The organism is Aureimonas endophytica, from assembly GCF_014642635.1.
Taxonomy (GTDB): domain Bacteria; phylum Pseudomonadota; class Alphaproteobacteria; order Rhizobiales; family Rhizobiaceae; genus Plantimonas; species Plantimonas endophytica.
Window position 1 is genome coordinate 257,715 of record NZ_BMIQ01000003.1, and the last position, 23,097, is coordinate 280,811.

Annotated in this window: 19 protein-coding genes; 14 read left to right on the top strand and 5 right to left on the bottom strand. The window is 67.4% G+C overall.

Annotated features, from left to right (window positions below; all coding sequences use genetic code 11):
• Positions 1 to 3 precede the first annotated feature (3 nt).
• The 7 genes from IEY14_RS11395 (at position 4) to IEY14_RS11425 (ending at position 7,402) form a co-directional block, all read left to right on the top strand.
• A complete protein-coding gene (locus IEY14_RS11395; RefSeq protein ID WP_188908508.1) occupies positions 4 to 840 on the top strand; it encodes an ABC transporter ATP-binding protein in 837 nt (278 codons plus the stop codon).
• Positions 841 to 853: 13 nt separating this feature from the next.
• Entirely contained in the window at positions 854 to 1,708 is an 855-nt protein-coding gene (locus tag IEY14_RS11400) for an ABC transporter permease (RefSeq protein WP_188908510.1), read from the top strand.
• A gap of 91 nt (positions 1,709 to 1,799) precedes the next feature.
• Positions 1,800 to 2,828 (top strand): aliphatic sulfonate ABC transporter substrate-binding protein, encoded by a 1,029-nt coding sequence (locus tag IEY14_RS11405; protein ID WP_188908512.1) that lies wholly within the window; start codon positions 1,800 to 1,802, stop codon positions 2,826 to 2,828.
• Positions 2,829 to 2,914: 86 nt separating this feature from the next.
• Positions 2,915 to 4,372 (top strand): MFS transporter, encoded by a 1,458-nt coding sequence (locus tag IEY14_RS11410; RefSeq protein WP_188908514.1) that lies wholly within the window; start codon positions 2,915 to 2,917, stop codon positions 4,370 to 4,372.
• 399 nt (positions 4,373 to 4,771) lie between these two features.
• Complete coding sequence (locus tag IEY14_RS11415) at positions 4,772 to 5,740, top strand: aliphatic sulfonate ABC transporter substrate-binding protein (RefSeq protein WP_188908516.1); 969 nt, start codon at positions 4,772 to 4,774, stop codon at positions 5,738 to 5,740.
• A gap of 44 nt (positions 5,741 to 5,784) precedes the next feature.
• Positions 5,785 to 6,621, top strand: coding sequence for an ABC transporter permease (locus IEY14_RS11420; protein WP_188908517.1), 837 nt, complete (start codon positions 5,785 to 5,787; stop codon positions 6,619 to 6,621).
• A 4-nt stretch (positions 6,622 to 6,625) separates the two neighbouring features.
• On the top strand, positions 6,626 to 7,402 hold the full coding sequence (locus IEY14_RS11425; protein WP_188908518.1) for an ABC transporter ATP-binding protein: 777 nt from the start codon (positions 6,626 to 6,628) through the stop codon (positions 7,400 to 7,402).
• Positions 7,403 to 7,407: 5 nt separating this feature from the next.
• On the opposite strand, the gene IEY14_RS11430 is transcribed toward IEY14_RS11425, so the two are convergent.
• A protein-coding gene (locus tag IEY14_RS11430; RefSeq protein ID WP_188908519.1) for an IS5 family transposase occupies positions 7,408 to 8,164 on the bottom strand; the annotation gives its coding sequence in 2 pieces (ribosomal slippage) (positions 7,408 to 7,831 and positions 7,830 to 8,164; 759 coding nt in all).
• Between the two features lie 285 nt (positions 8,165 to 8,449).
• Here IEY14_RS11430 and IEY14_RS11435 point away from each other — a divergent pair.
• Positions 8,450 to 8,881, top strand: coding sequence for a Rossmann-fold NAD(P)-binding domain-containing protein (locus IEY14_RS11435; RefSeq protein WP_188908520.1), 432 nt, complete (start codon positions 8,450 to 8,452; stop codon positions 8,879 to 8,881).
• Between the two features lie 383 nt (positions 8,882 to 9,264).
• Here IEY14_RS11435 and IEY14_RS11440 read toward each other — a convergent pair whose 3' ends face one another.
• Positions 9,265 to 10,302: an aldo/keto reductase gene (locus IEY14_RS11440; RefSeq protein WP_188908522.1), complete on the bottom strand. Its 1,038-nt coding sequence runs from the start codon at positions 10,300 to 10,302 to the stop codon at positions 9,265 to 9,267.
• Between the two features lie 213 nt (positions 10,303 to 10,515).
• Between IEY14_RS11440 and IEY14_RS11445 the strand changes: the two genes are divergently transcribed.
• The 3 genes from IEY14_RS11445 (at position 10,516) to IEY14_RS11455 (ending at position 14,174) form a co-directional block, all read left to right on the top strand.
• Entirely contained in the window at positions 10,516 to 11,424 is a 909-nt protein-coding gene (locus IEY14_RS11445) for a LysR substrate-binding domain-containing protein (protein WP_188908524.1), read from the top strand.
• A 365-nt stretch (positions 11,425 to 11,789) separates the two neighbouring features.
• Positions 11,790 to 13,316 carry an FAD-dependent monooxygenase gene (locus tag IEY14_RS11450; protein ID WP_188909229.1) on the top strand — a complete coding sequence of 509 codons (1,527 nt, stop codon included), beginning with the start codon at positions 11,790 to 11,792 and terminating at the stop codon, positions 13,314 to 13,316.
• Positions 13,317 to 13,400: 84 nt separating this feature from the next.
• Entirely contained in the window at positions 13,401 to 14,174 is a 774-nt protein-coding gene (locus tag IEY14_RS11455; RefSeq protein ID WP_188908526.1) for an SDR family oxidoreductase, read from the top strand.
• 220 nt (positions 14,175 to 14,394) lie between these two features.
• Here the strand turns inward: IEY14_RS11455 and IEY14_RS11460 are convergent, their stop codons facing one another.
• The gene (locus IEY14_RS11460; RefSeq protein ID WP_188908528.1) at positions 14,395 to 15,567 is read right to left on the bottom strand and encodes a cystathionine beta-lyase; all 1,173 of its coding nucleotides are present in this window, start codon (positions 15,565 to 15,567) and stop codon (positions 14,395 to 14,397) included.
• A gap of 472 nt (positions 15,568 to 16,039) precedes the next feature.
• Between IEY14_RS11460 and IEY14_RS11465 the strand changes: the two genes are divergently transcribed.
• Positions 16,040 to 16,789: a Crp/Fnr family transcriptional regulator gene (locus IEY14_RS11465; protein WP_373288968.1), complete on the top strand. Its 750-nt coding sequence runs from the start codon at positions 16,040 to 16,042 to the stop codon at positions 16,787 to 16,789.
• Here the strand turns inward: IEY14_RS11465 and cydC are convergent.
• Both cydC and cydD read right to left on the bottom strand, forming a co-directional pair.
• Positions 16,777 to 18,438 carry a thiol reductant ABC exporter subunit CydC gene (cydC, locus tag IEY14_RS11470; RefSeq protein WP_188908530.1) on the bottom strand — a complete coding sequence of 554 codons (1,662 nt, stop codon included), beginning with the start codon at positions 18,436 to 18,438 and terminating at the stop codon, positions 16,777 to 16,779. The genes IEY14_RS11465 and cydC overlap by 13 nt on opposite strands.
• Entirely contained in the window at positions 18,435 to 20,171 is a 1,737-nt protein-coding gene (gene cydD, locus IEY14_RS11475; RefSeq protein WP_244639446.1) for a thiol reductant ABC exporter subunit CydD, read from the bottom strand. Before cydD ends, cydC begins: the two co-directional genes overlap by 4 nt.
• A 158-nt stretch (positions 20,172 to 20,329) precedes the next feature.
• On the opposite strand from cydD, the gene IEY14_RS11480 reads away from it, so the two are divergent.
• On the top strand, positions 20,330 to 21,913 hold the full coding sequence (locus IEY14_RS11480; RefSeq protein WP_210318403.1) for a cytochrome ubiquinol oxidase subunit I: 1,584 nt from the start codon (positions 20,330 to 20,332) through the stop codon (positions 21,911 to 21,913).
• 23 nt (positions 21,914 to 21,936) lie between these two features.
• Positions 21,937 to 23,085: a cytochrome d ubiquinol oxidase subunit II gene (cydB, locus tag IEY14_RS11485; protein WP_188908536.1), complete on the top strand. Its 1,149-nt coding sequence runs from the start codon at positions 21,937 to 21,939 to the stop codon at positions 23,083 to 23,085.
• Positions 23,086 to 23,097: the final 12 nt, after the last annotated feature.

Genomic DNA, 23,097 nt, shown 5'->3' on the forward strand with positions numbered 1-23,097 from the left:
ATAATGGACCGCATCGACGTCAGCGACCTTCGCAAGACCTTCCGGCTGAAGCCTGGCCAGAGCGTGACGATAGAGGGCCGACGTAGCGACCGCGTCGATGTCCTTGGTGGCGTCGACCTGTCGATCCGCAAGGGCGAGTTCATAACCCTCGTCGGGCCCTCGGGCAGCGGCAAATCGGTGCTGCTCGACGTGATCGCCGGGCTCACCGAGGCCTCGTCGGGCGTCGCGCGCATTGATGGAAAGCCCGTCACGCGCCCCCATGCGGGCACGGCCTACGTCTTCCAGCAATACGCTCTCTTCCCATGGCGCACCGCGCTCGAAAACATCGAATATGCGATGGAGGTGCGGGGCGTCGGCCGCCGCGAGCGCCGGGACAGGGCCCGCGGACTTCTCGACCTTTTCGGGCTCGGCGGCTTCGAGGACCGCTATCCCGCCCAGCTTTCGGGCGGCATGCAGCAGCGCGTGGCGATTGCCCGGGCGCTGGCTAACGACCCCGAAGTTCTTCTGATGGACGAGCCCTTCGCCGCGCTCGACGCCCAAACGCGCGACATCCTCCAGACGGAACTCCTGCGCATCTGGGAGACGATCAAGACCACCGTCGTCTTCGTCACCCATTCCATCGACGAGGCGATCTTCCTGGCCGACCGGATCGTGGTGATGACCGCCCGTCCGGCTCGCGTGAAGGAGATCATCGAGATCGACCTGCCGCGCCCCCGCGACATCGACCTGCGCAACGGGGACGACTTCAACCGATACCGCGCCCGCGTCTGGGAGGCGCTGCGCGACGAGGTGCGCAAGGCGCAAGGGGATTGGTCCCTCGCCGCGCGGCTCGCGCATTGAAAGGACAGCGCTCATGACCCTCGTTTCGTCCAAGCCCGTCCCAGCGCCGTTCGTCGGCCCCCGGCTGCGCTTCGCGCCGATCGCCCCGCGCCTTCGCCGCGCGGCTGCCGGCATCGGCCTCGGCCTGCCGGCGCTTCTCGCCTTCGCCCTTCTCTGGGAGGCCGCGCCGCGGCTCGGCTGGATCAATGCGCTCTTCTTCCCGCCGCTGAGCCGCGTCCTGTCCGCGCTCTGGGACATGATCGCGAGCGGCACGATGGCCGAGCATATCGGCATCAGCCTCCAGCGCGCCGCGCTCGGCTTCCTGCTGGCCATCGTGGTGGCCGTGCCACTCGGCCTGATCATGGGGCGCTACACCTTGTTCGAACGGATGAGCGACTTCCTCGTCCAGACGCTGCGCAACACCTCGCAGTTCGCGCTGATGCCGGTCTTCATCCTCGTTCTTGGGATCGGCGAGGCGTCCAAGATCGCCATCACCTTCTACGCCGCCGTCTTCTTCCTGCTCGTCAACACGATCGTCGGCGTGAAGTCGGTGGACCCACTCCTCCTGAAGGCCGCGCGGTCCATGGGAACGTCGGACTGGGACCTTTTCAAGAAGGTGATCCTTCCGTCCGCCGTGCCGTCCATCGTCGCGGGGGCGCGGCTCGGCGTGAAGACCTCGCTCTTCTCGGTGATCGCGGCGGAGATGCTAGCGGCGCAGTCCGGCATCGGCTTCCTGATTCAGCACTCGTCCCTGATGCTGGAGACCGACCGGATGTATGCCGGCATCCTGACCCTGACGATTACCGGCCTCGTCCTGAACTATCTCCTCGTCGCCCTCGAAGCGCGCGCGACGCGCTGGAAGATCAGCGAGGGCGCCGGCCCCGCCTGAGCCGGGCCATGCCGTTCCATCCATCTCATGCCCGCCCGGCCGGATGGCCGCGTGGATCGACGACACACGCCCCTCGACAAGGACCCGTCCCATGCCCCTCGCATCCCTGCGTCGCCGCGAGCTCCTTCGGCTCGCCGCCCTGTTCCTCGCGCTCGGCGTCATCGGCAGCAGCCCGGCCGAGGCGCAGGAGGCCAAACCTGAGGTCATCCGCATCGGCTCGACCGCGCCCGGCCACCTCAAATTCATCCTTTTCCGCAACCAGAAACTCTTGGAGAAGGAGTTCGAGAAGGACGGCATCAAGGTCGAACTCACCACGTTCGATGGCGGCTCAGCGGCCTCCGTCGCCCTCGGCTCGGGCGCGATCGATGTCACCTATATCGGCAACAACCCGTCGCTGCGCCTCGGCGCGAGCGGGGCCGATGTGAAGCTCGTCGGCCTGTCGAGCTGGGTTCCGTCCAACGAGACCCTCGTCGTCGTCCGGCCCGACTCGCCCGTGAAGTCCCTCGCCGACCTCAAGGGCAAGCGCGTCGCCTACCTGTCCGGCACGGTGCGCCATTCGACCTTGGCCAAGGCGCTGGAAGCCGAAGGCGTATCGATCAACGACGTCGAGAGCCTGAATATCGGGATCGAGAACTCCGGTCCGGCGCTTGCGCGCGGCGATGTCGACGCGATCGCCGAAAGCACCGGCCCGGCGCAGAAGCTGGTCGAAGCCGGCCAAGCGCGCGTTCTCTTCGATGCCGGCCTGTCAGGGAAGCCCGAATGGGCGGTGCCGCATCTCATCAGCGTCAACGGCACGTTCGCCCGCACCTATCCGCGGATCGTCGAACGCCTTCTGAAGGTGGATATCGAGGCCGCGCGCTGGGCGGATGCCCATCCGGACGAGACGATTGCCATCTTCGTCAAGGAGACCGGCAACAGCGAGAAGGCCGTGCGCTCCACCTATGCCGACGGCAGATTCCATCAGAACCCGGAGATCACGCCCCAGGCCATCGATGCCCTCAAGGGCGAGGAGCATTTCATGGCGGAAGCCGGGCTTCTGAAGGGTAAGGTCGACTACGACAACTGGGTCGACCGCAGCTTCTACGAGGCGGCGGCGGCACAGGCGACTACCAGCAACTGAGGCCATTATGGCTTCCGTCGGGAGGGATCCGGGCGCAGAGTGCCCGGGCCCCTCCTCCTTTGCATGAACACAGGTTCCCCCATTTCATGACCGCCGTGGCTCCGGGCCCTTCCGTTCTCCACCACCCCCGGCTGATGGCCGGTATCGTGGCGGTCTCCTTTTTCATGCAGGCGCTCGACGGCACGATCATCGCCACCTCGCTGCCTGCCATGGCAGCCGACTTCCGGACCGACGTCGTCGACCTGAACGTCGGATTTACCGCCTATCTCCTTGCCATGGCGGTCTGCATCCCGCCGGCCGGCTGGCTTGCCGACCGCCTGGGCGCGCGCAACGTCTTTCTCGGCGCGATCGTCCTATTCACTCTATCCTCGCTCGCCTGCGCTCTCGCCGAGGGTCTCTGGAGCTTCGTCGCCGCGCGCGTCGCGCAGGGCGTCGGCGGCGCGCTGATGACGCCGGTCGGACGCCAGATCGTCCTGCGCAACACGCCGAAGTCCGAACTCGTCAACGCCATCGCGCTGATCACCTGGCCAGCCCTGATCGCCCCGGTCGTCGGGCCCGTGCTCGGCGGATGGATCACGACGCATGCCGGTTGGCGGTGGAACTTCCTCCTGAACCTGCCGATCGGGGCACTTGGCGCCACCCTGACCATGCGGTTCCTCGTCGGCGGCGAACGGGAGAAGGCGCGGCCCTTCGACGGGCTCGGCTTTCTCCTGACAGCGGGCGCGCTGGCCCTGGTCCTTATTGGCCTCGAACTCTTGTCGCAGGAGGCGGGCCGGAGGATGGCCGGCCTCGTCGTCCTTGGCCTGGCGGTCGGCTGGCTGGCCATGCGGCACCTGCGTCGCGCGCCGCATCCGCTGGTCGACCTGCGCGTCCTCTCCACCCAGACATTCGCGCTCGCCTCCCTCTCGACAGGGACGGCGGCCCGCATGGTGATCAACGCGACGCCCTTTCTCCTGCCGCTTCTGTTCCAGGTCGGCATGGGTTTGAGCGCAGTCGAGACCGGCTCGCTGATGCTGGTCTATTTTCTCGGCAACCTAGCCATGAAGGCGGCGACTACGCGGACCTTGCGGCATCTGGGCTTCCGAACGCTTCTGGTGATCAACGGCATCCTCGCCTCTGGGGCGGTGGCGGCATTCGCGCTGGTCGACGCATCGACGCCGCGCCCCCTCCTCCTTGCGCTTCTGTTCGGTGCCGGGCTGACGCGATCCATGCAGTTCACCGCCCTCAACACGATCACCTTTGCCGACATCGAACCGGCGATGCGCAGCGCGGCGACGACCTTCTCCTCCATGACGCAGCAGCTCTCCGTGCTCCTCGCCGTGGCGATGGCCGCCTTGACAATCCGCTTGAGCGTTCTCGCACGAACCGGCACGGCGGACGCGGCGGCCATACTGCCCGACTTCCACGCGGCGCTGGCGATGATGGGCGGCGTCGGCATCCTCGTGTCGCTACGTTTCCTGACGCTGCCGCGCGATGCCGGCGCAGAGGTCTCCGGCCGAGGCCCGGCTTCGCTCCGGGCCGCAGAATCGAAGCCGCTTGGCTGACCCCGTCGGGCGGTTCGGGGCAAACGAAGACGACCTCCGCCGTTTCGACGGCGAGATGGCGGCCGGGCTCAGAGGCCCCCGACTGCCCGATGGCCAACCGGCCTCACGCAGGAGGGGCGCTGTCGAGGGGACCACCCCGTGAGAGAACTCGCCATAGGGGCACGGATGCATGGTTCCAGGTTCGGATCGGCGCCGCTCACTGTGTCCCGATGCAAGACGCCGTCGGCGACGCTGCCGCGACCGCTCGTCGCGACGCCGACGACCACGGTTTTTCTAGAAAATGTCTATAGAATGAATGGATATTTCTGTTGAGGCTCGCCATTCCTGGCATAGGCTTCGTCCAACCCCGTCGCGAAGAGAATCGCCCCGGCGGGACATCGCGACTCCGGAGCCCGTTCCATGACTCGACCCGTCTTCCGCCTTTCAGGGCTCGTCGCCGGCATCCTCGCCCTCCTCTCGGGATCGGCGACCGCGGCCGATCTCTCGGAGATCACCGTGGATTGGGCCACCTACAACCCGGTGTCGATCCTCCTGAAGAACGAGAAGCTGCTGGAAAAGGAGTTCGAGAAGGACGGCATCACCGTCAAATGGGTCCAGTCGGCCGGTTCGAACAAAGCGTTGGAGTTCCTGAACGCCCGCTCCATCGACTTCGGCGCCTCCGCCGGCGGCGCGGCGCTTGTGGCACGCATCAACGGCAATCCCATCCGCTCGGTCGGCGTCTATTCGCTCGCCGAATGGACGGCGCTCGTCGTACCGGAAGGCAGCCCGATCACCAAGGTCGAGGATCTGAAAGGCAAGCGCATCGCGGTCACGCGGGGGACGGACCCGCACATCTTCCTGGAACGAGCGCTCGCCGATGCGGGTCTTTCCGACAAGGATGTGACCCTCGTCCTCCTCCAGCACGCCGACGGCAAGCAGGCCCTGTTGCGCGGCGACGTCGATGCCTGGGCCGGCCTCGACCCGTTGATGGCCTCGGCCGAGCTCGAGAACAAAGCGGTCCTTCTTTTCCGCAAGCCGGAATACAACAGCGGTGGCGTCATCAGCGTGCCGGAGGATTTCGCGACCGAACATCCCGACATCGTCCGCCGCGTGCTCGGTGCCTACGAGGCGGCCCGGAAGGATGCCCTCGCCCGACCGGACGCTCTCAAGGAGGCCCTCGTCGCTGCGACGAAGCTGCCGCCGGACGTGATCGAGCGCCAGCTCGAGCGCACGCGACTGACGACCACCAGCATCGAGCCAACCGAGCGCAAGGCGATCGTCGAGGCGGGTCTCGCTCTGCAGAAGGTCGGGCTCGTCACGGCCGATATCGATATCGCCGCCGTCACGGACCAACTGATTGACCGAAGCTTCGCGCCGCCGAGCCAGTGAGCGTCGATGACATCCTCCGTCAAGGACGCTGAAAGCGAGGTGACATGAGCTCGACGGCCCGCATCGCCGCGCGCCCGGAAACCATCGAGAAAGCCGAAGAACGGGGAGCGGGCCGCACCCATCTCGCTCTTCCGATCGGCTGGATCTTGCCGACTGTCCTGGCTGTCGCGTGGGAGCTGGCGGTTTGGGCAGGAGGGATGAGCGGACGGCTGATGCCGCCGCCGTCCCGCATCGCTGAGACGCTGTGGACGCTCGCCGTCAGCGGCGAGCTGTACGCTCACGTCGTCGCCACGTCCGTGCGCGTCGCCTCGGGTTTCGTGGCGGGCGCGACGGTCGGCATCCTCGCGGGCGCCCTCACAGGCGCCGTGCCGTTGGCACGCCGCCTTCTCGACCCGACGATCCAGGCGCTGCGCGCCATCCCGTCGATCGCTTGGGTGCCGCTCTTCATCCTTTGGTTCGGCATCTTCGAAACCTCGAAGGTCATATTGATCGCCGCCGGCGTCTTCTTTCCCGTCTATCTCGGTGTCGCCAGCGCCGTGCTTTCGGTGGACCGGCGTATCGTGGAGGTTGGCCGTGCCTTCCGCCTGTCGCGACCAGCGCTTGTGCGCCGCGTCCTTCTTCCCGCTATTCTTCCTCAGACCGTGACGGCACTGCGCACGGGTCTCGGCCTGGGCTGGATGTTCGTCGTCGCAGCGGAGTTCATGGGAGCCTCGGAAGGGCTGGGATATCTCCTCGTCGACGGCCAGCAGCTCGGCAAGGCCGACCAGATCGTCGCCGCCATCCTCGTCTTCGCCGCGCTCGGCAAGCTCAGCGACGCTTGCCTGGCGGGAGCATTCGAGCCGCTCCTACGGTGGCAGGACCGCCACCAGGACGGGATCTGACAGCATGCTCGTTGCCGCAAATCTCACCCGGACCTATCGCAACGGCACGACGGCGCTGAGACAGGTCTCGGCGGAATTTCCGCCGGGCAGCATCACCGTGATCGTCGGCGGCTCGGGCTGCGGAAAATCGACCCTGCTGCGCCTTCTAGGCGGCCTTGATCGACCGGACACCGGTGAGGTTCTGTTCGACGGCCAGCCCATCCACCAGCCCCACCCGGCCATCGGCATCGTTTTCCAGGAGCCACGGCTGATGCCATGGCTGACCAATTCCGGCAACGTCGAGTTCGGCTTGTCGAACCTTCCCCGCGCCGCACGACGCGAACGAGCGGCCGCTGCGCTCACGCGTCTGCGATTGGACGGGCTGGGTGCCCGGTGGCCGAAGGAACTGTCCGGCGGGCAGGCCCAGCGTGTCGCTATCGCCCGCGCGCTGGTCGCCGAGCCTTCGGTTCTTCTTCTTGACGAGCCCTTCTCGGCGCTCGACAGCTTCACCCGATCCAGTCTGCACAATCATCTTCTCGATCTATGGAGGGATAGCGGCTTGACCCTGGTTCTTGTGACCCACGATCTTGACGAGGCGCTTGTGCTTGCCGACCGAATTCTCGTCATGAAACCGGGGCCAGGCCAGATCGCGGCGCGCTTCGATGTCAGCCTCGATCGCCCCCGCAGGCGCAGTGTCCCTGCCTTCGAAGCCCTGCGCGAGAAGATTGCCGACATCATCACGAGCACGGCTGAGCCCGACCATCTTGCAACTTGTACGGCGGTGGCGTCATCGCCTAGGTAGGGGACTCACCTAAGCCATTGAGTGACCGTTGCGATCAGGGCGATGGCGGAGAGATAATTGACGGCGAGGCGGTCGTATCGGGTCGCGATGCGCTTCCAGTTCTTCAGCCTTCCGAACATGCGCTCGATGACGTTGCGACGACGATAGGCTTTGCGGTTCAGCGGATAGACCACGCCGCGTGCTGCCCGTCCCGGGATGACCGGCTCAATCTGCCGTTCGATGAGCCAGGTCCGCAGCTTATCGGCGTCGTAGGCTTTGTCCGCAATCAGGCGCTGGGCCGGTCTCATGGCCTCCAGGAGCGGAAGAGCCATGGTGATGTCGGCGATGTTGCCGGGCGTCAGGGCAAGAGCGACGATCCGGCCACAAGCATCGGCCAGACAATGGATTTTCGTTGTTCGGCCGCCACGCGAGACGCCGACCGCTTGGCTGAACTCCCCCTTTTCCGCCCGACGCTGAGCGGTGCGCCTTCACATGAGTGCTGTCGAGGCAAAGCTCGTCTGGAACAGTACCTGCGGCTGCAACCTTGGCGTAGATGCGCTGCCAGACGCCGTGCCGTGCCCAGCGGGCATAGTGGTTGTAGATCGTCTTGGCCGGTCCATACTCGGGCGGCACGTCCCGCCAGCGACCGCCGGTCTTCAGAATATGGAGGATGCCCGAGATCACCCGCCGGTCATCAACACGCGGCTTGCCGGGTTGGTTCTTCGGCAGGTGCGGCTCCAACACCGCCCACGCCTCGTCCGACAGCCAAAACAGATCACGCATGATCGCCTCCATCCAAAGGCCCCAATCCCGGATGGAATCGGCCAATTCTGGCAATATGTTGATTGGGCCCCCTACCTAATCGGACCCGAAAGCGAAGCGGTCGAAGAAGACCAAGCACTGAACGCAAAAGGCGGCGCCGGCCGAAGCCGAAGCCGCCTCTGATCGCTGGTTCCCGGGAGATCGAAAACCGAGACGGACAAGGAGACCTGACGCGCGCTTGTCCGAAACCGCGACGCCGCCATCGGCATTCTCATCCCGGTGACGATCCAACGGGGCGCCTTTTACATGAGCAACTGGGACACGATGATCGATGCCGCGCGTCAGGGCGTCCTACCATCGATGTTCCCGGCCGACTTCGAGCTTCCGATGGTGGCGCCAGTTGACCTGGGCAAGGAAGCCGCGTCGCTGTTGCGGCAGGCCCCCGAACACACGGCGACATCCCATACCGAAGGCCCCGAGCGTTACACACCCCGAGATGTCGCGCACGCCTTCGCCGCAGGACTTGGCCATCCGGTAGACGTCGCCGTCACACACCGAGCGGAATGGGTCGATACCTTTCGAAAGCTCGGTTTCTCCGAGAAGGCTGCATGTTCCTTTGCAGGCATGACGGCTGCCACTCTCGACGGAGGGGCGGACAAGCCGTTCCATGCAAAGCAAGGGCAGACGTCCCTCGCGGACTACATCGGCAACCTTATCGGCAGGATGGAGGTGAACTGACACTTGGGCAGCAGTCCGGTCGAACACTCCCATGCCGGAAGCAAACCGGCACGAAACACTTCAACTCGGCTGCAAATCAGTCTGGACCTTCGTCGAAAAGTAGGACGCTCTCCTGACGGAAAGAGCAGAACTTCAGAGGCAAGGCGCAGCGATCCTTCCGAAAATGTCCGCATCTCGACCGGCGTCGCCGAAAGCCGGCCGACCGATTCCCACTCTCTCCAGCTTTTGATCGGGTGCTTCCGCTTCTCCCACAAGCGGCGGCGCGTCGGCTTCGAAGAAGAGGCGAGCGGATCGCTGCTGTTACGGATGGACCGCTCCCGGACGACGCGCCTGGCGCGGTCAGGCCGCGAAAGGCCGAGGGCAGGCTGCTCGCGACCGCATGCTTACCGAGGCATCGGCCGGTTGAGGCGGGCAAAACCTTCCTGCCGATGATAGGGAAAATGCGGATAGGGCGCGGCGACGGCGCTCGCGGCATCGAGTTTCGCCGTCTGCTCTGGCGTCAGCGACCAGCCGACGGCATCGAGATTCTGGCGAAGCTGCGCCTCGTTGCGGGCGCCGAGGATGACGGAGGAGACCGTCGGCCGGCCGATCAGCCAATTCAGCGCCACCTGCGGCACGGTTCTTTCCGTTGCCGCCGCGACCTCATCCAGGGCATCGACGACGCGGAACAGATACTCGTCGTCCACCGGCGGTCCGAAGCTCGCGGTGTCATGCAGACGGCTTCCGGCAGGCCATGCCGCGCCACGACGGATCCTGCCGGTCAACCGGCCCCAGCCGAGCGGGCTCCAGACGAGGGCGCCGAGTCCCTGGTCGGCGCCGAGCGGCATCAGGTCCCATTCATAGTCACGGCCGATCAGCGAATAATAGACCTGATTGGCCACGTAGCGCGGCCAACCATGGCGGTCCGCCACCGCCAGCGCCTTCATGATCTGCCAGCCGGAAAAGTTCGAGACGCCGACATAGCGGACCTTGCCGGCGCGCACGAGCGTGTCGAGCGTCGACAGAACCTCCTCCATCGGCGTCGCCGCGTCGAAGGCATGCAGTTGCAGAATGTCGATATGGTCGGTGCCGAGCCGGCGCAGCGCGGCCTCGACGGCGCGGACGAGCCGAAAGCGCGAAGAGCCGGCATCGTTCGGGCCGTTACCGGTCGGCAGGCTGGTCTTGGTCGAAAGCAGGACCTCGTCCCGTCGTCCCTTGATCGCCGCGCCCAGCACTTCCTCAGAGGCCCCGTTCGAATAGACGTCAGCCGTGTCGAACAGATTGATGCCGGCTTCGAGACAGATATCGATCAGGCGGCGCGCCTCGTCCGCATCCGTGTTGCCCCATGCGCCGAACAGGGGACCGATGCCGCCGAAGGTGCCTGCGCCGAAACTGAGGATTGAGACGTTGAGGCCGGAGCGGCCGAGGCGACGATATTCCATGGAAAGACAGCCTTGCGGAGGAAGAAGCAGCTTGGATGAGCCGTTGGCGGACAGCCGGGCCGCAGCGCGTTTATCCGGTCGGCTCCGGCACGGGGCGCGGAAGCTCGGCGATACGGTCCGGCTCCCTGCATCGGTCCATGCGCCAGAAATAGACGGGGCTGCGCTCGTGCTGTAGCCATCCGACAGGAACAGCACTTGTGAAGCGGCGGCATCATGGCACAAGCGGCGATCAACCGCCTTGGCGAGATGGAGGTCTTCGCGCGCGTCGTCGAACAGGGCGGCTTCTCGGCAGCGGCACGGGTTCTTCGCCTCACACCCTCCGCGGTCAGCAAGCTCGTCGGCCGGCTGGAGGCGCGATTGGGCACGCGCCTCGTCAACCGCTCGACGCGGGCATTCCAGCTCACGCCCGAAGGCTGCGCTTTCTACGAGCGGGTGCTGCGCATTCTCGCGGATGTCGCGGAGGCCGAGCGTAGCGCGAATGCGGGGGAGCGACCGGTCGGCCATATCCGGGTGAACACCAGCGCGTCCTATGCCGCCCATGTGCTGATCCCCCTGCTGCCCGAATTCCTCCGCCGCCATCCTAGTGTCACGGTCGATCTCACGCAGACGGATCTCGTCGTGGACCTTCTGGCCGAACGGAGCGACATCGCGGTCCGCGCCGGACCGTTGAAGAGTTCGAGCCTTATCGCCCGCAAGCTCGGCGATACGGCGATGATCGTGGTCGGGGCTCCTTCCTATCTCGAGCGATCCGGCCGACCGCGAACGATCGAGGATCTCGAACGGCATGAGCGGCTGGGCCTCGGCTATGTCCGCGCGGTCAACGGCTGGCCGATGCGGCGGGACGGCGGAACCGTGGTCGTCCCGGTGGTCGGCCGCGTGCAGGCGAGCGACGGCGAAGCGCTGCGCCGGCTGGCGCTCGCCGGCGCCGGGTTGTCACGTATCGCCGCCTTCACCGTGCGGGACGACATCGCGAACGGCCGGCTGGTGCCGGTGATGGAAGACTTCAACCCCGGCGATCGCGAGAGCTTCCACGCCATCCATGTCGGGCAAGGCGGCCCGCTGCCGGCGCGCATCCGCGCCCTCCTCGATTTCCTCGCCGAAAAGGGCAGGATCGACGGCTGACCTCGCGTCCGATCGGGGCCGAGTGCGGACGGGCGGCTTTCAGGTGCGGTGAGCAGGAAAACAGCCGTTCAACAGCGACCTTCAGCCGCCCCGTTCGGGGTCGTGTCTTGCGCCCGCAGGCCCAAACGGACCGAGGGCATCCATTGCGAGGTCATTCCGGTGGAGCTATAGTTCCCATGTCGGAAAAGGCAGACTTGGTTTGGTAAGCCCAAGTCCTTTCGGTAACGGAAGCTCTGGTCTTTGGCCTCGCGCCGGAGATCCCCACGACGAACGAAAGACGCGGCTTGCGCGTCTCAGCGTTCGTCCGTGTGGGTTTCGGGTTCGGGAAACGCTCCGGTCGAACATCGACACGAGGAGCCCCGACCATGCGTCCCACCCCGATCCATCTCCATGACGTCGTGATCTCCGGCGCAGGCCCGGTCGGCCTGTTTCTCGCCTGCGAGCTGCGGCAGGCCGGCTGCTCGGTGCTGGTGCTCGAAGCGGCGGGAGACCCGTCTTCGCCGCTGAAGCATCCGCCATTCGGGGTGCGCGGCCTGACGGTGCCGACGATGGAGAGTTTCGACCGCCGCGGCCTTATGGATGCCATCAGGGATCGCGCCACGGGCCGCGACACGCTCGGAACGGCACATTGGAGAAAGCAGCCGCGGAGGCCCGGCGGTCACTTCGCCGGCATTCAGTTCTTCCACGACCAGATCGACGGCGAGCGCTGGCCCTATCGCCTTCCGGGCGAGGTCGGCAGTGTCGCGGCTGACATGGCGAGCATCGAGGCCGTCCTGACGGCTCGCGCGGCAACGCTCGGCATCGAGATCGAACGGGGCCGCGAGGTGAACGGCTTCGATCCGTCCGACGAGGATGTCGTCGTGCGTGCCGGCGGCGCGACGTTCCGGGGGCGCTGGCTCGTCGGCTGCGACGGGGCGCGCAGCGCGGTGCGCAAGGCGGCCGGGATCGGCTTCGCAGGCACCGATCCCGAATTCACGGGCTACTCCATCCAGGTCGAACTGGCCGACCCCGGCGTGCTGGAGCCCGGTCGCCACTACACGGCGACGGGCATGTACGTCTTCACGCCGCCCGGCACGATCGGGTTGGTCGACTTCGACGGCGGCGCGTTCCATCGCGCCGCGCCGATCACGCGCAGCCATGTCGAGGCCGTCCTGCGCAGGATCTCCGGGACCGACGTCACGGTAACGGCGCTCCACCTCGCCACGACCTGGACCGATCGCGCCTTCCAAGCCACCGAATATCGCAAAGGACGTGTGTTCTTGGCGGGCGATGCCGCGCACATCCATTCGCCGCTGGGCGGACAGGGCCTCAACCTCGGCCTCGGCGACGCGATGAATCTCGGCTGGAAGCTTGCCGCCACCATCCATGGGCATGCGCCGCCCTCCCTCCTTGACAGCTACGCACAGGAACGCCAGCCCGTCGCGGCGCAGGTCCTCGACTGGTCTCGCGCGCAGGTCGCCCTGATGCGGCCCAGCCGAAGTTCTCGCGCGCTCGAGACCATCGTCCGGGATCTCCTGGCAACGCGCGACGGAGCGACCTACTTCGCCGAGCGCATCTGGGGCCTCTCGCTCCGCTACGATCTCGGCGACGGACATTCGCTGGTGGGGCGCAGCGCGCCGGACTTCGCGCTGGCAGACGGCTCGACGCTGAACGAGCAGCTTCGAAGCGGCCGGGGTGTGCTGCTCGATTTCGACGGACGCTCGGCGCTACGAGACGTCGCGGCGCGCTGGCCCGACCGGCTTCTCCATGTCGCGATGGATGCCCGCGATCGATTGGGCCTCGGCGCTGTGCTGGTGCGTCCCGACGGCATCGTCGCCTGGGTCCATGCCGATGCGGCGCTTGACGAGACCGAACTTGCCGATGCCATCTCGCGCTGGTTCGGCGCAGCATGAGATCGCTCGGCAGCACCATGCGACCGACATGCGCTGGCCCTGATGTCGGCAACGGCGCTGAAGGCGGATATCAGGAGGAGTGTCATGCAGGAACGTCGTCTCGAGGGGCGCGTCTGCGTCGTGGCGGGTGCGATGGGCGACATGGGTGAGGCGGTCGCGCGACGCTTCGCCGATGAAGGCGGCATCGTCGTCGGCATCGACCGCCGCCCGCATGCGGTCGGTGAACTGTCCTTGATGGCCGACCTGACCGACGAGGATGCCGTCGCCGCTGCCTATGCGAGCGTGGCCGAAGGGTTCGGCCGCCTGGATGTTCTCTACAACAATGCCGGGCCGCTCGATCCAGATGATCATTCGGCGCTCGATACCACGCTGGAAACCTGGAACCGGGTGATGGCCTTGATCCTGACGGCGACATGGTTGAGCTGCAAGCACGCGATCCCGCATATGGGCAAGGGAGCGTCGGCCGGTTCGATCATCAACACCGCCTCGTTCCTGGCGGGCATGGGCGCGGCTACGGGCCAGATGGCGTTCAACGCCGCGAAGGCTGGTGTGGAACAGCTGTCGCGCGACCTCGGCGTTCATCTCGCCCGCCGCAACATCCGGGTGAACGCCCTCGCCATCGGCCCGATCGAAACACGGCAGATCAAGGCGACGTTCGAGCGCCTCGGACCGGAACAGGCTGAGCGTCGCTTCACCCACATGCCGATGGGACGGTTCGGGACCTTGGCGGAACTGGCCGCAACGGCCGCTTATCTCGCAAGCGACGATGCAGGCTTCGTGACGGCCGCATCGTTTCCGCTGAACGGCGGCATTCCCGGTGCTTTCACCGTCCCGGATCTGCCACCCCGCCAGCGCTGAACCCGTGCCTGAAGGCACCTGCCTGCCGCAACACCCAGTGTTCAGCTCCGGCAGCCGGCCATATCCATCCCAGCCGGCTATCCGGTCGATCCCCCTTCCGGGCCGGAACCGGAACGTCGGCTTTTGGTTCGAACGCCGGAAAAGCTGCCCTTCCGCTGTCGACCCGTTCGAGACGTTTGAACCTTTTCCTGATGGCCTCAAAAGCGGACGCCGGCATTTGCTACCTCGTCAACGCTTGTTCGAGGTCGGCGATGAGGTCCCCGACCGCCTCCAGTCCGACGTTGAGACGGACGAGGCGGTCGCCGTGCGATCGGCTAGCCGAGCCGGCACCGAGATATGCCATCACGAGGCTCGTCGTGCCGCCCCAGCTATAGCCGATCCGGAACAGCCGCAGCGCGTCGACGAACCGGCCGATGCGCTTCGCGTCCCAGTCTTCCGCGAACACCACCGAGAACACACTGGCTGAACCGGTGAAGTCGCGCCGCCAGAGCGCATGCCCGGGACAATCGGCAAAGGCTGGATGCAACACGACTGAGATCTCCGGCCGCCCCTTCAACCACTCTGCGACTGTAAGCGTCGAGCGTTCGAGCGCGTCGAGCCGGACTGCAAGCGTTTCCAGTCCGCGCAGGGCCAGCGCGCAGTCGTCCGGCGAGACCGCGAGCCCCAGGAGGCGATGCATGGCGCCGACGCGCTCGTACGCAGCCTCCCGAACGGAGACGGTGCCGAGCAGAAGATCGCTATGGCCACCGACATACTTGGTCAGCGCTTGCAACGACACGTCGACGCCTGCTGCGAACGCATCGAACAGCACGCCGGCCGCATAAGTGTTGTCGAGCGCAACTGGCACGCCGCACCTATGCGTCGCCGCAACGATAGCAGGGACGTCTTGCACTTCCATCGTCACCGAGCCGGGACTCTCGCACCAGACGAGCCTAGTTTCCGGACGGATGAGACCGGCAATGTCGCTGCCGAGCGTCGGTGAATAGGTCTCGACCGTGATGCCGAGGCCTTTCAGCAGACCGTCGGCCAGCTCGCGGTTCGGGCTATAGGCGCTTTCCGGCACGAGGGCGTGCGATCCGGCGGTACAGAAGGCGAGGTAGACGAGGACGATGGCCGCCTGCCCGCCGGGCACAACGAAGCTGTGGTGGGCGCCTTCAAGATCGGCGATGCGGGCGGCAAGTTCGAGCACCGTCGGCGTGCCGTAGAGGCCGTAGGTGTAACGATCGCCGCGCCAATCATCCTTCGCGTCAGCGAGACGCTGGAACACGACGGTCGAGCCGCGATGCACGGCAGGCGCCAGCGACATGAAGCCCCCGGGAGCCGCAACGTCTGGCTGCACGATCCGTGTGCGCCAGTCCCGGCGGCTCGCCGCTCGTTCGTCGTCGTTCGTCATCCGCTCACTTCGCCCCTCGCTTCGGCCAGGATGCTGGCAGCCGCAGTCTGATCAAGCAAGCCGGACTTCCCGTGGCGAGGCCGGTCGACGTCTCCAACTCCTTCCAACCCTGTCTCGCCGCGCTGACGCAAACATCCGACAATCGGAATCTTCGATCACCGATCCGATGGATGACAAGCGAAGCGATGCCGAACGCGCGACCGCAGGCTTTCCGCTTCTTGCGGACACCGACCAAAAGCGGACAGACCGCTTTCCACCCAAGCCGGCTCCTGATTACCTGACTCCATTCGACCCTTCGCAGCCCTTGGTGGCTCAATGGCTGCGTCTCGATGGCGGACACGAATCTCGCGCCGAACGCGGGTTCGTCTCCGAAAGGAAGCGTCGCAGGCTTGTGCGGCAGGCCGGCTGAGATGCGCATCCGGGATCGTCTTGATCTTGTGCGGGTGGCGCGACTGAGGCCATATCCTTCGTCATGGGACAGGTCCTCGACAGAACGATCGGCAGGGAGCCGCATCGCCAGCCATGCGGAGCGTGCGGCCAGTGCGACGTGCGCACGATGGCGGTCTGCGCGGCGCTGGAGGACGACGAGGTCGGAGCCCTGGAGCGCATCATGACCTCCCGCCGCCTGGGTCCGAACGAGACGCTCGTCGAGGAGGGCCAGGCCAGAACGCGGGTCTTCACGCTGACGGCCGGCATGTTGCGGCTCTCCGTCGCCCTGCCTGACGGGCGCCGCCAGATCACCGGCTTCCTGATGCCCGGCGACTATCTCGGGCTTGCCGACGACGAAGTCCACTCCGCCAGCGCCGAGGCCGTCGAACCCTCGGCTCTGTGCGCCTTCCCGGTCCGGCAGATGGAGGCGCTGACCGAGCGCTTCCCCAAGCTCCGGGACCGGCTGCATCACTTCACGCGCGCGGCGCTGCGGCAGGCGCGCGAACATCAGCTCATCCTCGGCCGCCTTGCGCCGGTGGAGAAGCTGGCAAGCTTCCTCGTGCTTCTCTCGGCGCGAACCGTCGAGCACCGTCTCGCTCCGAGCCCCGTCCGCCTGCCGATGGGGCGGGGCGACATCGCCGACTATCTCGGCATGACGGTCGAGACGGTGAGCCGCTCCTTCACCAAGCTGCGGAACCAGAACCTGATCGCCATGCCGGACCCGCACGCGATCGAGATCGTCGACGCCCGCGCCCTCAAGGCGGTGGCGGGCCTGCCCGATCACGGTTCCTGAACCAGTCCGCCGTTCACCAGCTTGAACGTGCGGTCGAAGGCGCCGGCCGGCAGGTCGGCATGGGTCGCGAGCACCACCGTGCGGCCGGCGCAGGTTGCCGCGATGTCGTCGAGGAAAGCCGCCTCCGTCTGGCGGTCGAGGCCGCTCGTTGGCTCGTCAAGGACGAGGATCTCCGCCGGAGAGAGCAGGACGCGGGCCAGGCAGAGGCGCCGCGCCTCGCCGGCCGAGAGCGTGCGGCCGGCTTCGCCCAGCGGCGTGTCGAGGCCGAGCGGCATCGAGCGCACGAGCGGAGCCAGGCGTACCTGCTCGAGCGTGCTCCAGAGCTCCTCGTCGCGGGCCTTGGGGCAGCCGAGCAGCAGGTTGCCGCGCACCGTGTCGAGAAAGACCGGCGCGTCCTGCTCAAGGAAGGCGACACGAGAGCGTAGGGCGGACAGGCCGCAACGGCGAACGTCGATGCCCGACACGAGGACGCGCCCGCCCTGCGGGTCCGACAAACGCAGGAACAGGTGCAGGAGGGCGGACTTGCCCGAGCCGCTCGGACCCCGGATCGCGACATGCTCGCCGGTGCCCACCGTCAGGCAGACGTCGCGCAGGACCGGCCGGGCGGGGTCGAAGCCGAAGGTCACCCATTCGCAGGCGAGCGATCCCCCTTCGGGCAGGCAGGAAGGCGCGGCCGGCTCCACGATCGCGGGCAGACGGTCGGCAAGATCACGCAGACGCCGGGCTGCCTCTTGCGCCTCGCCGAGGCGGGAGGTGCCGCGAAGGATCAGCGCGCTCCCCTCGAAGCTGCCGAGGACGGCGAGCACCAAGCCGGCGAGCAGCGGACCGCCGATCGTGCCGCTCTCCAGCGCCGCAAGGCCTGCGAGGAGCACGCCAAGACCCGTTGCCCCGGCGAGGAACTGGACGGCGGCCGATCCTATGGCTGCCCGCCGACACTGTCGCCTGCGCAGGGCACCGAGGCGCCCGGCGCGGGCGGAGACGTCGGACGCCGCCTCGTCGGCGCGGCCGAAGGCGATCAGGTCGGCATGACCATCCACGCCGTCGAGGGCGGCGGCGCGCAGGTCGGCCGAGGCCGCCCGGATCGCCGCGCCGCCCGACCGCCCCACGATCGCGAGCCCGAGCGGCACGAGCAAGCCGGCCGCGAGCGATCCGGCCGCGTAGATCGGCGCGGCTTGCGGCAGGAGGTGGTGGAGCGCCACGAAGAGCCCCACGCCGACCGCGAGACTCGCGAGGAGCGGCCCGATTGCCAACAAGAACACGGTGTCGAGCGCGTCGACGTCGGCGGTGAGGCGCGAGACGAGATCGCCGCGCCGGACGGCGCGGTCGGCGGGAGAGACGCGCGGCAGCATTCGACGGAAGGTCCAGGCCCGGATCGTGCCGAGGGTCCGGAGCGTCGCGTCGTGGCCCGCGAGCTTCTCGCCGTAGCGTGCGCCGATCCGCAGGAAAGACAGGCCCCGAACGGCCGCCGACGGGCCGAAGAGGTTGAAGGCGGCGCCGAGCGTCGTCAGACTCGCGGCGGTGAGAAACCAGCCGGAGACCCCGAGGAGAAGGATGCCGGCGCCGACCCCGACGATCGACAGGACGAGCGCGAGGAGGAAGCCGCGCGCATGGGGCGCGAAGAGCGGGCGAAAGGCCAAAAGCGCGCTCATGCGGCGGTCTCCAGATCGATGCGCGGTTTCGGCACGGGAACGAGACGACCGTCCCGGAAGCGCAGCGACGTCCCCAGCATGCGGGCGACGCGGGCCGAATGGGTGGCGACGAGCAGCGTCCGCCCTGCGGTAAACTCCAGGAGGCCACGCAGCACCTCGGCCTCCGTCGCCGGATCGAGATGGGCCGTCGGTTCGTCGAGAAGGATCAGCGACGGGTCGCGCAGGTAGAGCCGGGCCAGCGCGACGCGATGACGCTCGCCGCCCGACAGTCCAAGCCCGTTCTCCCCGACCGGCGTGTCGAGGCCGAGCGGCAGCTCGGTCGCGAAGGCATCGACGCAGGCCCGCGCCGCGGCCGCCTCGACCTCGGCGTCTCCCGCACCTGTCCGCCCGAAGCGAATGTTGTCGCGGATCGTGCCGACGAAGAGATGCGGACGCTGAGGTAGGAAGGCGACGCGCTCGCGAAGGGCCGCCTCTCCGATCCCGGACAAGGCAACGCCGCCGAGGAGCACGGTTCCCTCGCCTGCCCTGAGGCCTGCGAGCCGCTCCAAGAGCGTGGACTTGCCGATGCCGCTCGGGCCTTCCAGCGCGACACGGGCTCCCGGAGCGATGGACAGGTCGACATCCCGAAGGATCCTACGCGCGCCGTCGGGCGTCGAGACGACCAGCCCGCCGGCGGTCAAGCCGAGCGGGCCTTCCGGAAGCCGACCCGTTACGGCCGGCTCCTCCCGCTTCGCGCCGAGATCGGGCAGCGTCCCGAACAGCGTCGAGAGTTCGGCCACCGCAGCCTTGGCGCCGGCGCGGTCGTGGTAATGGGCCGCCATGGTGCGCAGCGGCTGATACACGTCCGGCGCCATCAGGAGGCAGAACAGGCCGGCCTGCAAGGTCAGGCCGTGGGCATGAAGGCCGACCAGGCCGAGATAGGTGAGCCCGACATAGAGGGCGACGCCGGCGACGCCGAGCGCGGCGAAGAACTCCAGCACCGCCGAGGAGAGGAAGGCGATGCGAAGGACGCGCAAGGTTCGGCGGCGCAGCTCGTCCGTCGCGCTCTCGGCGCGCTCCGCCTCGGCTTCGCCGCGCCCGAGAAGGGCCAGCGTCGTCAATCCGCGCAGCCGGTCGGCAAAGTGGCCGGACAGGCGCGCGAGCGCGCTCGCCTGCGCTTCGGCCGCGCTCTTCGCACCCCAGCCGGCCAGCGCCATGAAGACCGGGATCAGCGGTGCGGTGAGAAGGAACAGGAGCCCGACGACCCAGTCCACCGCCATCGCCGCGACCGCGAAGGCGAGCGGCAGGACGGCGGCGCCGACCGCTGCCGGGAGGAAGCGCAGGAAGAAGCCGTCGAGCGCCTCGACGTGATCGACGAGCGCCGTGCCGAGCGCGCCGGACGGGCGGGCGGCGCTCCACGCCGGATGCTCCGTGAGGAGCCTATCGAAGAGGGCACGACGCAAGGCGAGCTTGATCCGCTCCGCCCCCGCCGCCGCGCCGACCTCCCCGGCGAGCCCGAGGAGGATGCGGGCGAGAAGCAGTCCGCCGAAAGCCATGACGTCGCCCCCGAGGTCCGAGACCGGGACCCCTTCGCCGATCGCACGGCCGAGGAGACGCGACAGGAGGAATGCCTGGCCGAGGAGAAGAATGCCCGAGACGAGCGGCGCGCCGAGCGCCAGCGCCAGGGGCCAGCCGCCGAAGCGCCGAAGCCCCGCCATCCAGCGTCCCTGCGCGCGTTCCGCGGATATGTCCATCGCCATCGCCGTCCGCCCTTGTGACCGATGGGCGTGGCTTAGCGGGCGGGTTCACGCGGTGCCTTGATTCAAATCAAGGCGCCCGGCGAAGCGCGGGCCTAGAGGATTCGGGGACGGCCGGCGGGGTGCCGGCTTCAACTTCCGGGTGAACGATCATGATCGACATGACGGTCGTCGACCTGTCGCGGCTCCAGTTCGCGGCAACGGCGATGTACCACTTCCTCTTCGTGCCGCTGACGCTCGGCCTGTCCTTCATGATGGCGATCATGGAGAGCGTCTACGTGATGACGGGCCGCGAGGTCTGGCGGCGCATGACGCTCTTCTGGGGCACGCTCTTCGGCATCAACTTCGCCATGGGCGTCGCCACCGGCATCGTCATGGAATTCCAGTTCGGCATGAACTGGAGCTACTATTCCCACTATGTCGGCGACGTGTTCGGCGCGCCGCTGGCGATCGAGGGCCTGATGGCCTTCTTCCTCGAGGCGACCTTCATCGGCCTCTTCTTCTTCGGCTGGGACCGCCTGAGCCGCGTCGGCCATCTCGTCGTCACCTGGCTGGTCGCGCTCGGCGCCAACTTCTCGGCGCTTTGGATCCTGATCGCCAACGGGTGGATGCAGAACCCGGTCGGCGCGACCTTCAACCCCGACACGATGCGCATGGAGATCACCGACTTCATGGCGGTGATCTTCAACCCGGTCGCCCAGGCGAAGTTCGTCCACACGGTGTCGGCCGGCTATGTCACGGGCGCCATGTTCGTTCTCTCCGTCAGCGCCTGGTTTCTCCTGCGCGGCCGGCACGTCGACCTCGCCAAGCGCTCGATCGCCGTCGCCGCCTCGTTCGGCCTCGCCTCGTCCCTATCGGTCGTCGTCCTCGGCGACGAGAGCGGCTATGCCGCGACCGAGCACCAGAAGATGAAGATCGCGGCGATGGAGGCGATGTGGCACACCGAGCCAGCCCCCGCCGGGTTCAACCTCTTCGCGGTGCCGGGCGACCGGGAGAACTCCTTCGAGGTGCAGATCCCCTATGCGCTCGGTCTGATGGCGACGCGCTCCCTGTCGGGCGAGATCCCGGGCATCCTCGACCTCGTGGAAACCGCCGGCCAGCGCATCAAGAACGGCATCGTCGCCTACGAGGCCCTCCAGCGCATCCGCGCCGACGGCAAGGACATGGCGGCGCGCGAGACATTCTCGGCCGGCTGGCGCGACCTCGGCTACGCCCTCCTCCTCAAGCGATATCGCGACGATGTGGAGAACGCGACGCAGGAGGAGATCACGCAGGCCGCCTTCGACACGGTGCCGGGGGTCGCGCCGCTCTTCTGGAGCTTCCGCCTGATGGTGGCCTGCGGGCTCTATCTCATCGCCTTCTTCGCGGTGGCCTTCGTCCTCGCCTCGCGCCATCGCATCGGCGAGAGCCGCACGCTCCTCTGGATCGCGCTCCTCTCGCTGCCGACGCCCTGGATCGCGATCGAGGCCGGCTGGTTCATCGCCGAGTACGGGCGCCAGCCCTGGGCGGTGGAAGGCGTGCTGCCGACCTTCTACGCGGCGTCCGGTCTCGGCCTCACGGACCTCGCGATCAGCCTCGGCTTCTTCCTGACGGTCTATTCGACGCTCGCCGTCGTGATGGTGGTCCTGATGCTGAAGGTCATCAAGGCAGGCCCCTCGAAGACCGACGTGCTCCTCGACGGCGTCGGTGGTTCCCGGACGATCCCCGTCGGCGCGGCCGCCGCGCCGGAAACGCGCTGACCTCGATTCCCAAGGCAATGGACATGACCCACATTCCCCTCGACTACGAGACGATGCGTCTCGTCTGGTGGGCGCTGCTCGGCATCCTCCTGATCGGCTTCGCCGTCATGGACGGCTACGATCTCGGCGTCGGCACCCTCCTACCCTTCGCGGCCAGGACCGACGAAGAGCGGCGCATCCTCATCAACCTCGTCGGCCCGACCTGGGAAGGCAACCAGGTCTGGCTGGTGCTCGGAGGCGGCGCGGTCTTCGCCGCCTGGCCGGCGCTCTACGCCGCGAGCTTCTCCGGCTTCTACCTCGCGATGATCGCGATCCTGCTCGCCCTGATCCTGCGCCCCGTCGGCTTCAAGTTCCGGGGCAAGGTCAAGGATCCGCGCTGGCGCGAAACCTGGGACTGGGCGCTTTTCGTCGGCGGATTCGTGCCGGCGCTGATTGCCGGGGTGGCGGTCGGCAACGTCCTCCTCGGCGTGCCCTTCGGCCTCGACGCGACGCTCCGCGCCTCCTATTCGGGAAGCTTTTTCGGCCTTCTCTCGCCCTTCGCCCTTCTGGCGGGCCTTGTGAGCGTCGGCATGTGCGTGGCGCAGGGTGCGGCGGTGATCGCGGCGCGATGCGAGGGTCCGGTCGCGGCCCGTGCACGCCTCTATGGCGGCCGGGCGGCGCTGCTGACGGCCGCGCTCTTCGCGCTCGGCGGGCTCTGGGTGGCCTTCGGGCTGGAAGGCTACGTCGTCATCTCCGCCCAGGACATGGCCGCTCCCTCCAATCCGCTCGGGAAGACGGTGGCGCGTGAGGCGGGCGCCTGGGTCGCCAATTACGGTCGGCACCCCTGGATGCTGATCGCCCCGGCCCTCGGGCTCCTGGGAAGCCTCGCGGGCTTCGCCGGCCTCCGGCTCGGACTGAAGGTGCCGACGATCCTGGCGACCAGCGCGGCCATCTTCGGCATCATTTCGACGGCCGGCCTGTCGCTCTTCCCCTTCCTCCTGCCCTCGTCCTCGACGCCGAACGCCAGCCTCACGGTCTGGGACGCTTCGTCCAGCCACCTGACGCTCTTCGTGATGCTGATCGCGACCGCGGTCTTCCTGCCCCTGATCCTCCTCTACACGACCTGGGTCTACCGCGTGATGCGCGGGCCGGTGACCGCCGCCTCGATCGGCCGCAACCCCAACGCCTACTAGGAGCATCCGCGC

Excerpts from the sequence above, each read along its gene's own strand:
- IEY14_RS11395 (WP_188908508.1), top strand. The coding sequence starts at position 4 with ATGGACCGCATCGACGTCAGCGACCTTCGCAAGACCTTCCGGCTGAAG.
- IEY14_RS11400 (WP_188908510.1), top strand. The coding sequence starts at position 854 with ATGACCCTCGTTTCGTCCAAGCCCGTCCCAGCGCCGTTCGTCGGCCCC.
- IEY14_RS11405 (WP_188908512.1), top strand. The coding sequence starts at position 1,800 with ATGCCCCTCGCATCCCTGCGTCGCCGCGAGCTCCTTCGGCTCGCCGCC.
- IEY14_RS11410 (WP_188908514.1), top strand. The coding sequence starts at position 2,915 with ATGACCGCCGTGGCTCCGGGCCCTTCCGTTCTCCACCACCCCCGGCTG.
- IEY14_RS11415 (WP_188908516.1), top strand. The coding sequence starts at position 4,772 with ATGACTCGACCCGTCTTCCGCCTTTCAGGGCTCGTCGCCGGCATCCTC.
- IEY14_RS11420 (WP_188908517.1), top strand. The coding sequence starts at position 5,785 with ATGAGCTCGACGGCCCGCATCGCCGCGCGCCCGGAAACCATCGAGAAA.
- IEY14_RS11425 (WP_188908518.1), top strand. The coding sequence starts at position 6,626 with ATGCTCGTTGCCGCAAATCTCACCCGGACCTATCGCAACGGCACGACG.
- IEY14_RS11435 (WP_188908520.1), top strand. The coding sequence starts at position 8,450 with ATGAGCAACTGGGACACGATGATCGATGCCGCGCGTCAGGGCGTCCTA.
- IEY14_RS11440 (WP_188908522.1), bottom strand. The coding sequence starts at position 10,302 with ATGGAATATCGTCGCCTCGGCCGCTCCGGCCTCAACGTCTCAATCCTC.
- IEY14_RS11445 (WP_188908524.1), top strand. The coding sequence starts at position 10,516 with ATGGCACAAGCGGCGATCAACCGCCTTGGCGAGATGGAGGTCTTCGCG.
- IEY14_RS11450 (WP_188909229.1), top strand. The coding sequence starts at position 11,790 with ATGCGTCCCACCCCGATCCATCTCCATGACGTCGTGATCTCCGGCGCA.
- IEY14_RS11455 (WP_188908526.1), top strand. The coding sequence starts at position 13,401 with ATGCAGGAACGTCGTCTCGAGGGGCGCGTCTGCGTCGTGGCGGGTGCG.
- IEY14_RS11460 (WP_188908528.1), bottom strand. The coding sequence starts at position 15,567 with ATGACGAACGACGACGAACGAGCGGCGAGCCGCCGGGACTGGCGCACA.
- IEY14_RS11465 (WP_373288968.1), top strand. The coding sequence starts at position 16,040 with ATGGGACAGGTCCTCGACAGAACGATCGGCAGGGAGCCGCATCGCCAG.
- cydC (WP_188908530.1), bottom strand. The coding sequence starts at position 18,438 with ATGAGCGCGCTTTTGGCCTTTCGCCCGCTCTTCGCGCCCCATGCGCGC.
- cydD (WP_244639446.1), bottom strand. The coding sequence starts at position 20,171 with ATGGACATATCCGCGGAACGCGCGCAGGGACGCTGGATGGCGGGGCTT.
- cydB (WP_188908536.1), top strand. The coding sequence starts at position 21,937 with ATGACCCACATTCCCCTCGACTACGAGACGATGCGTCTCGTCTGGTGG.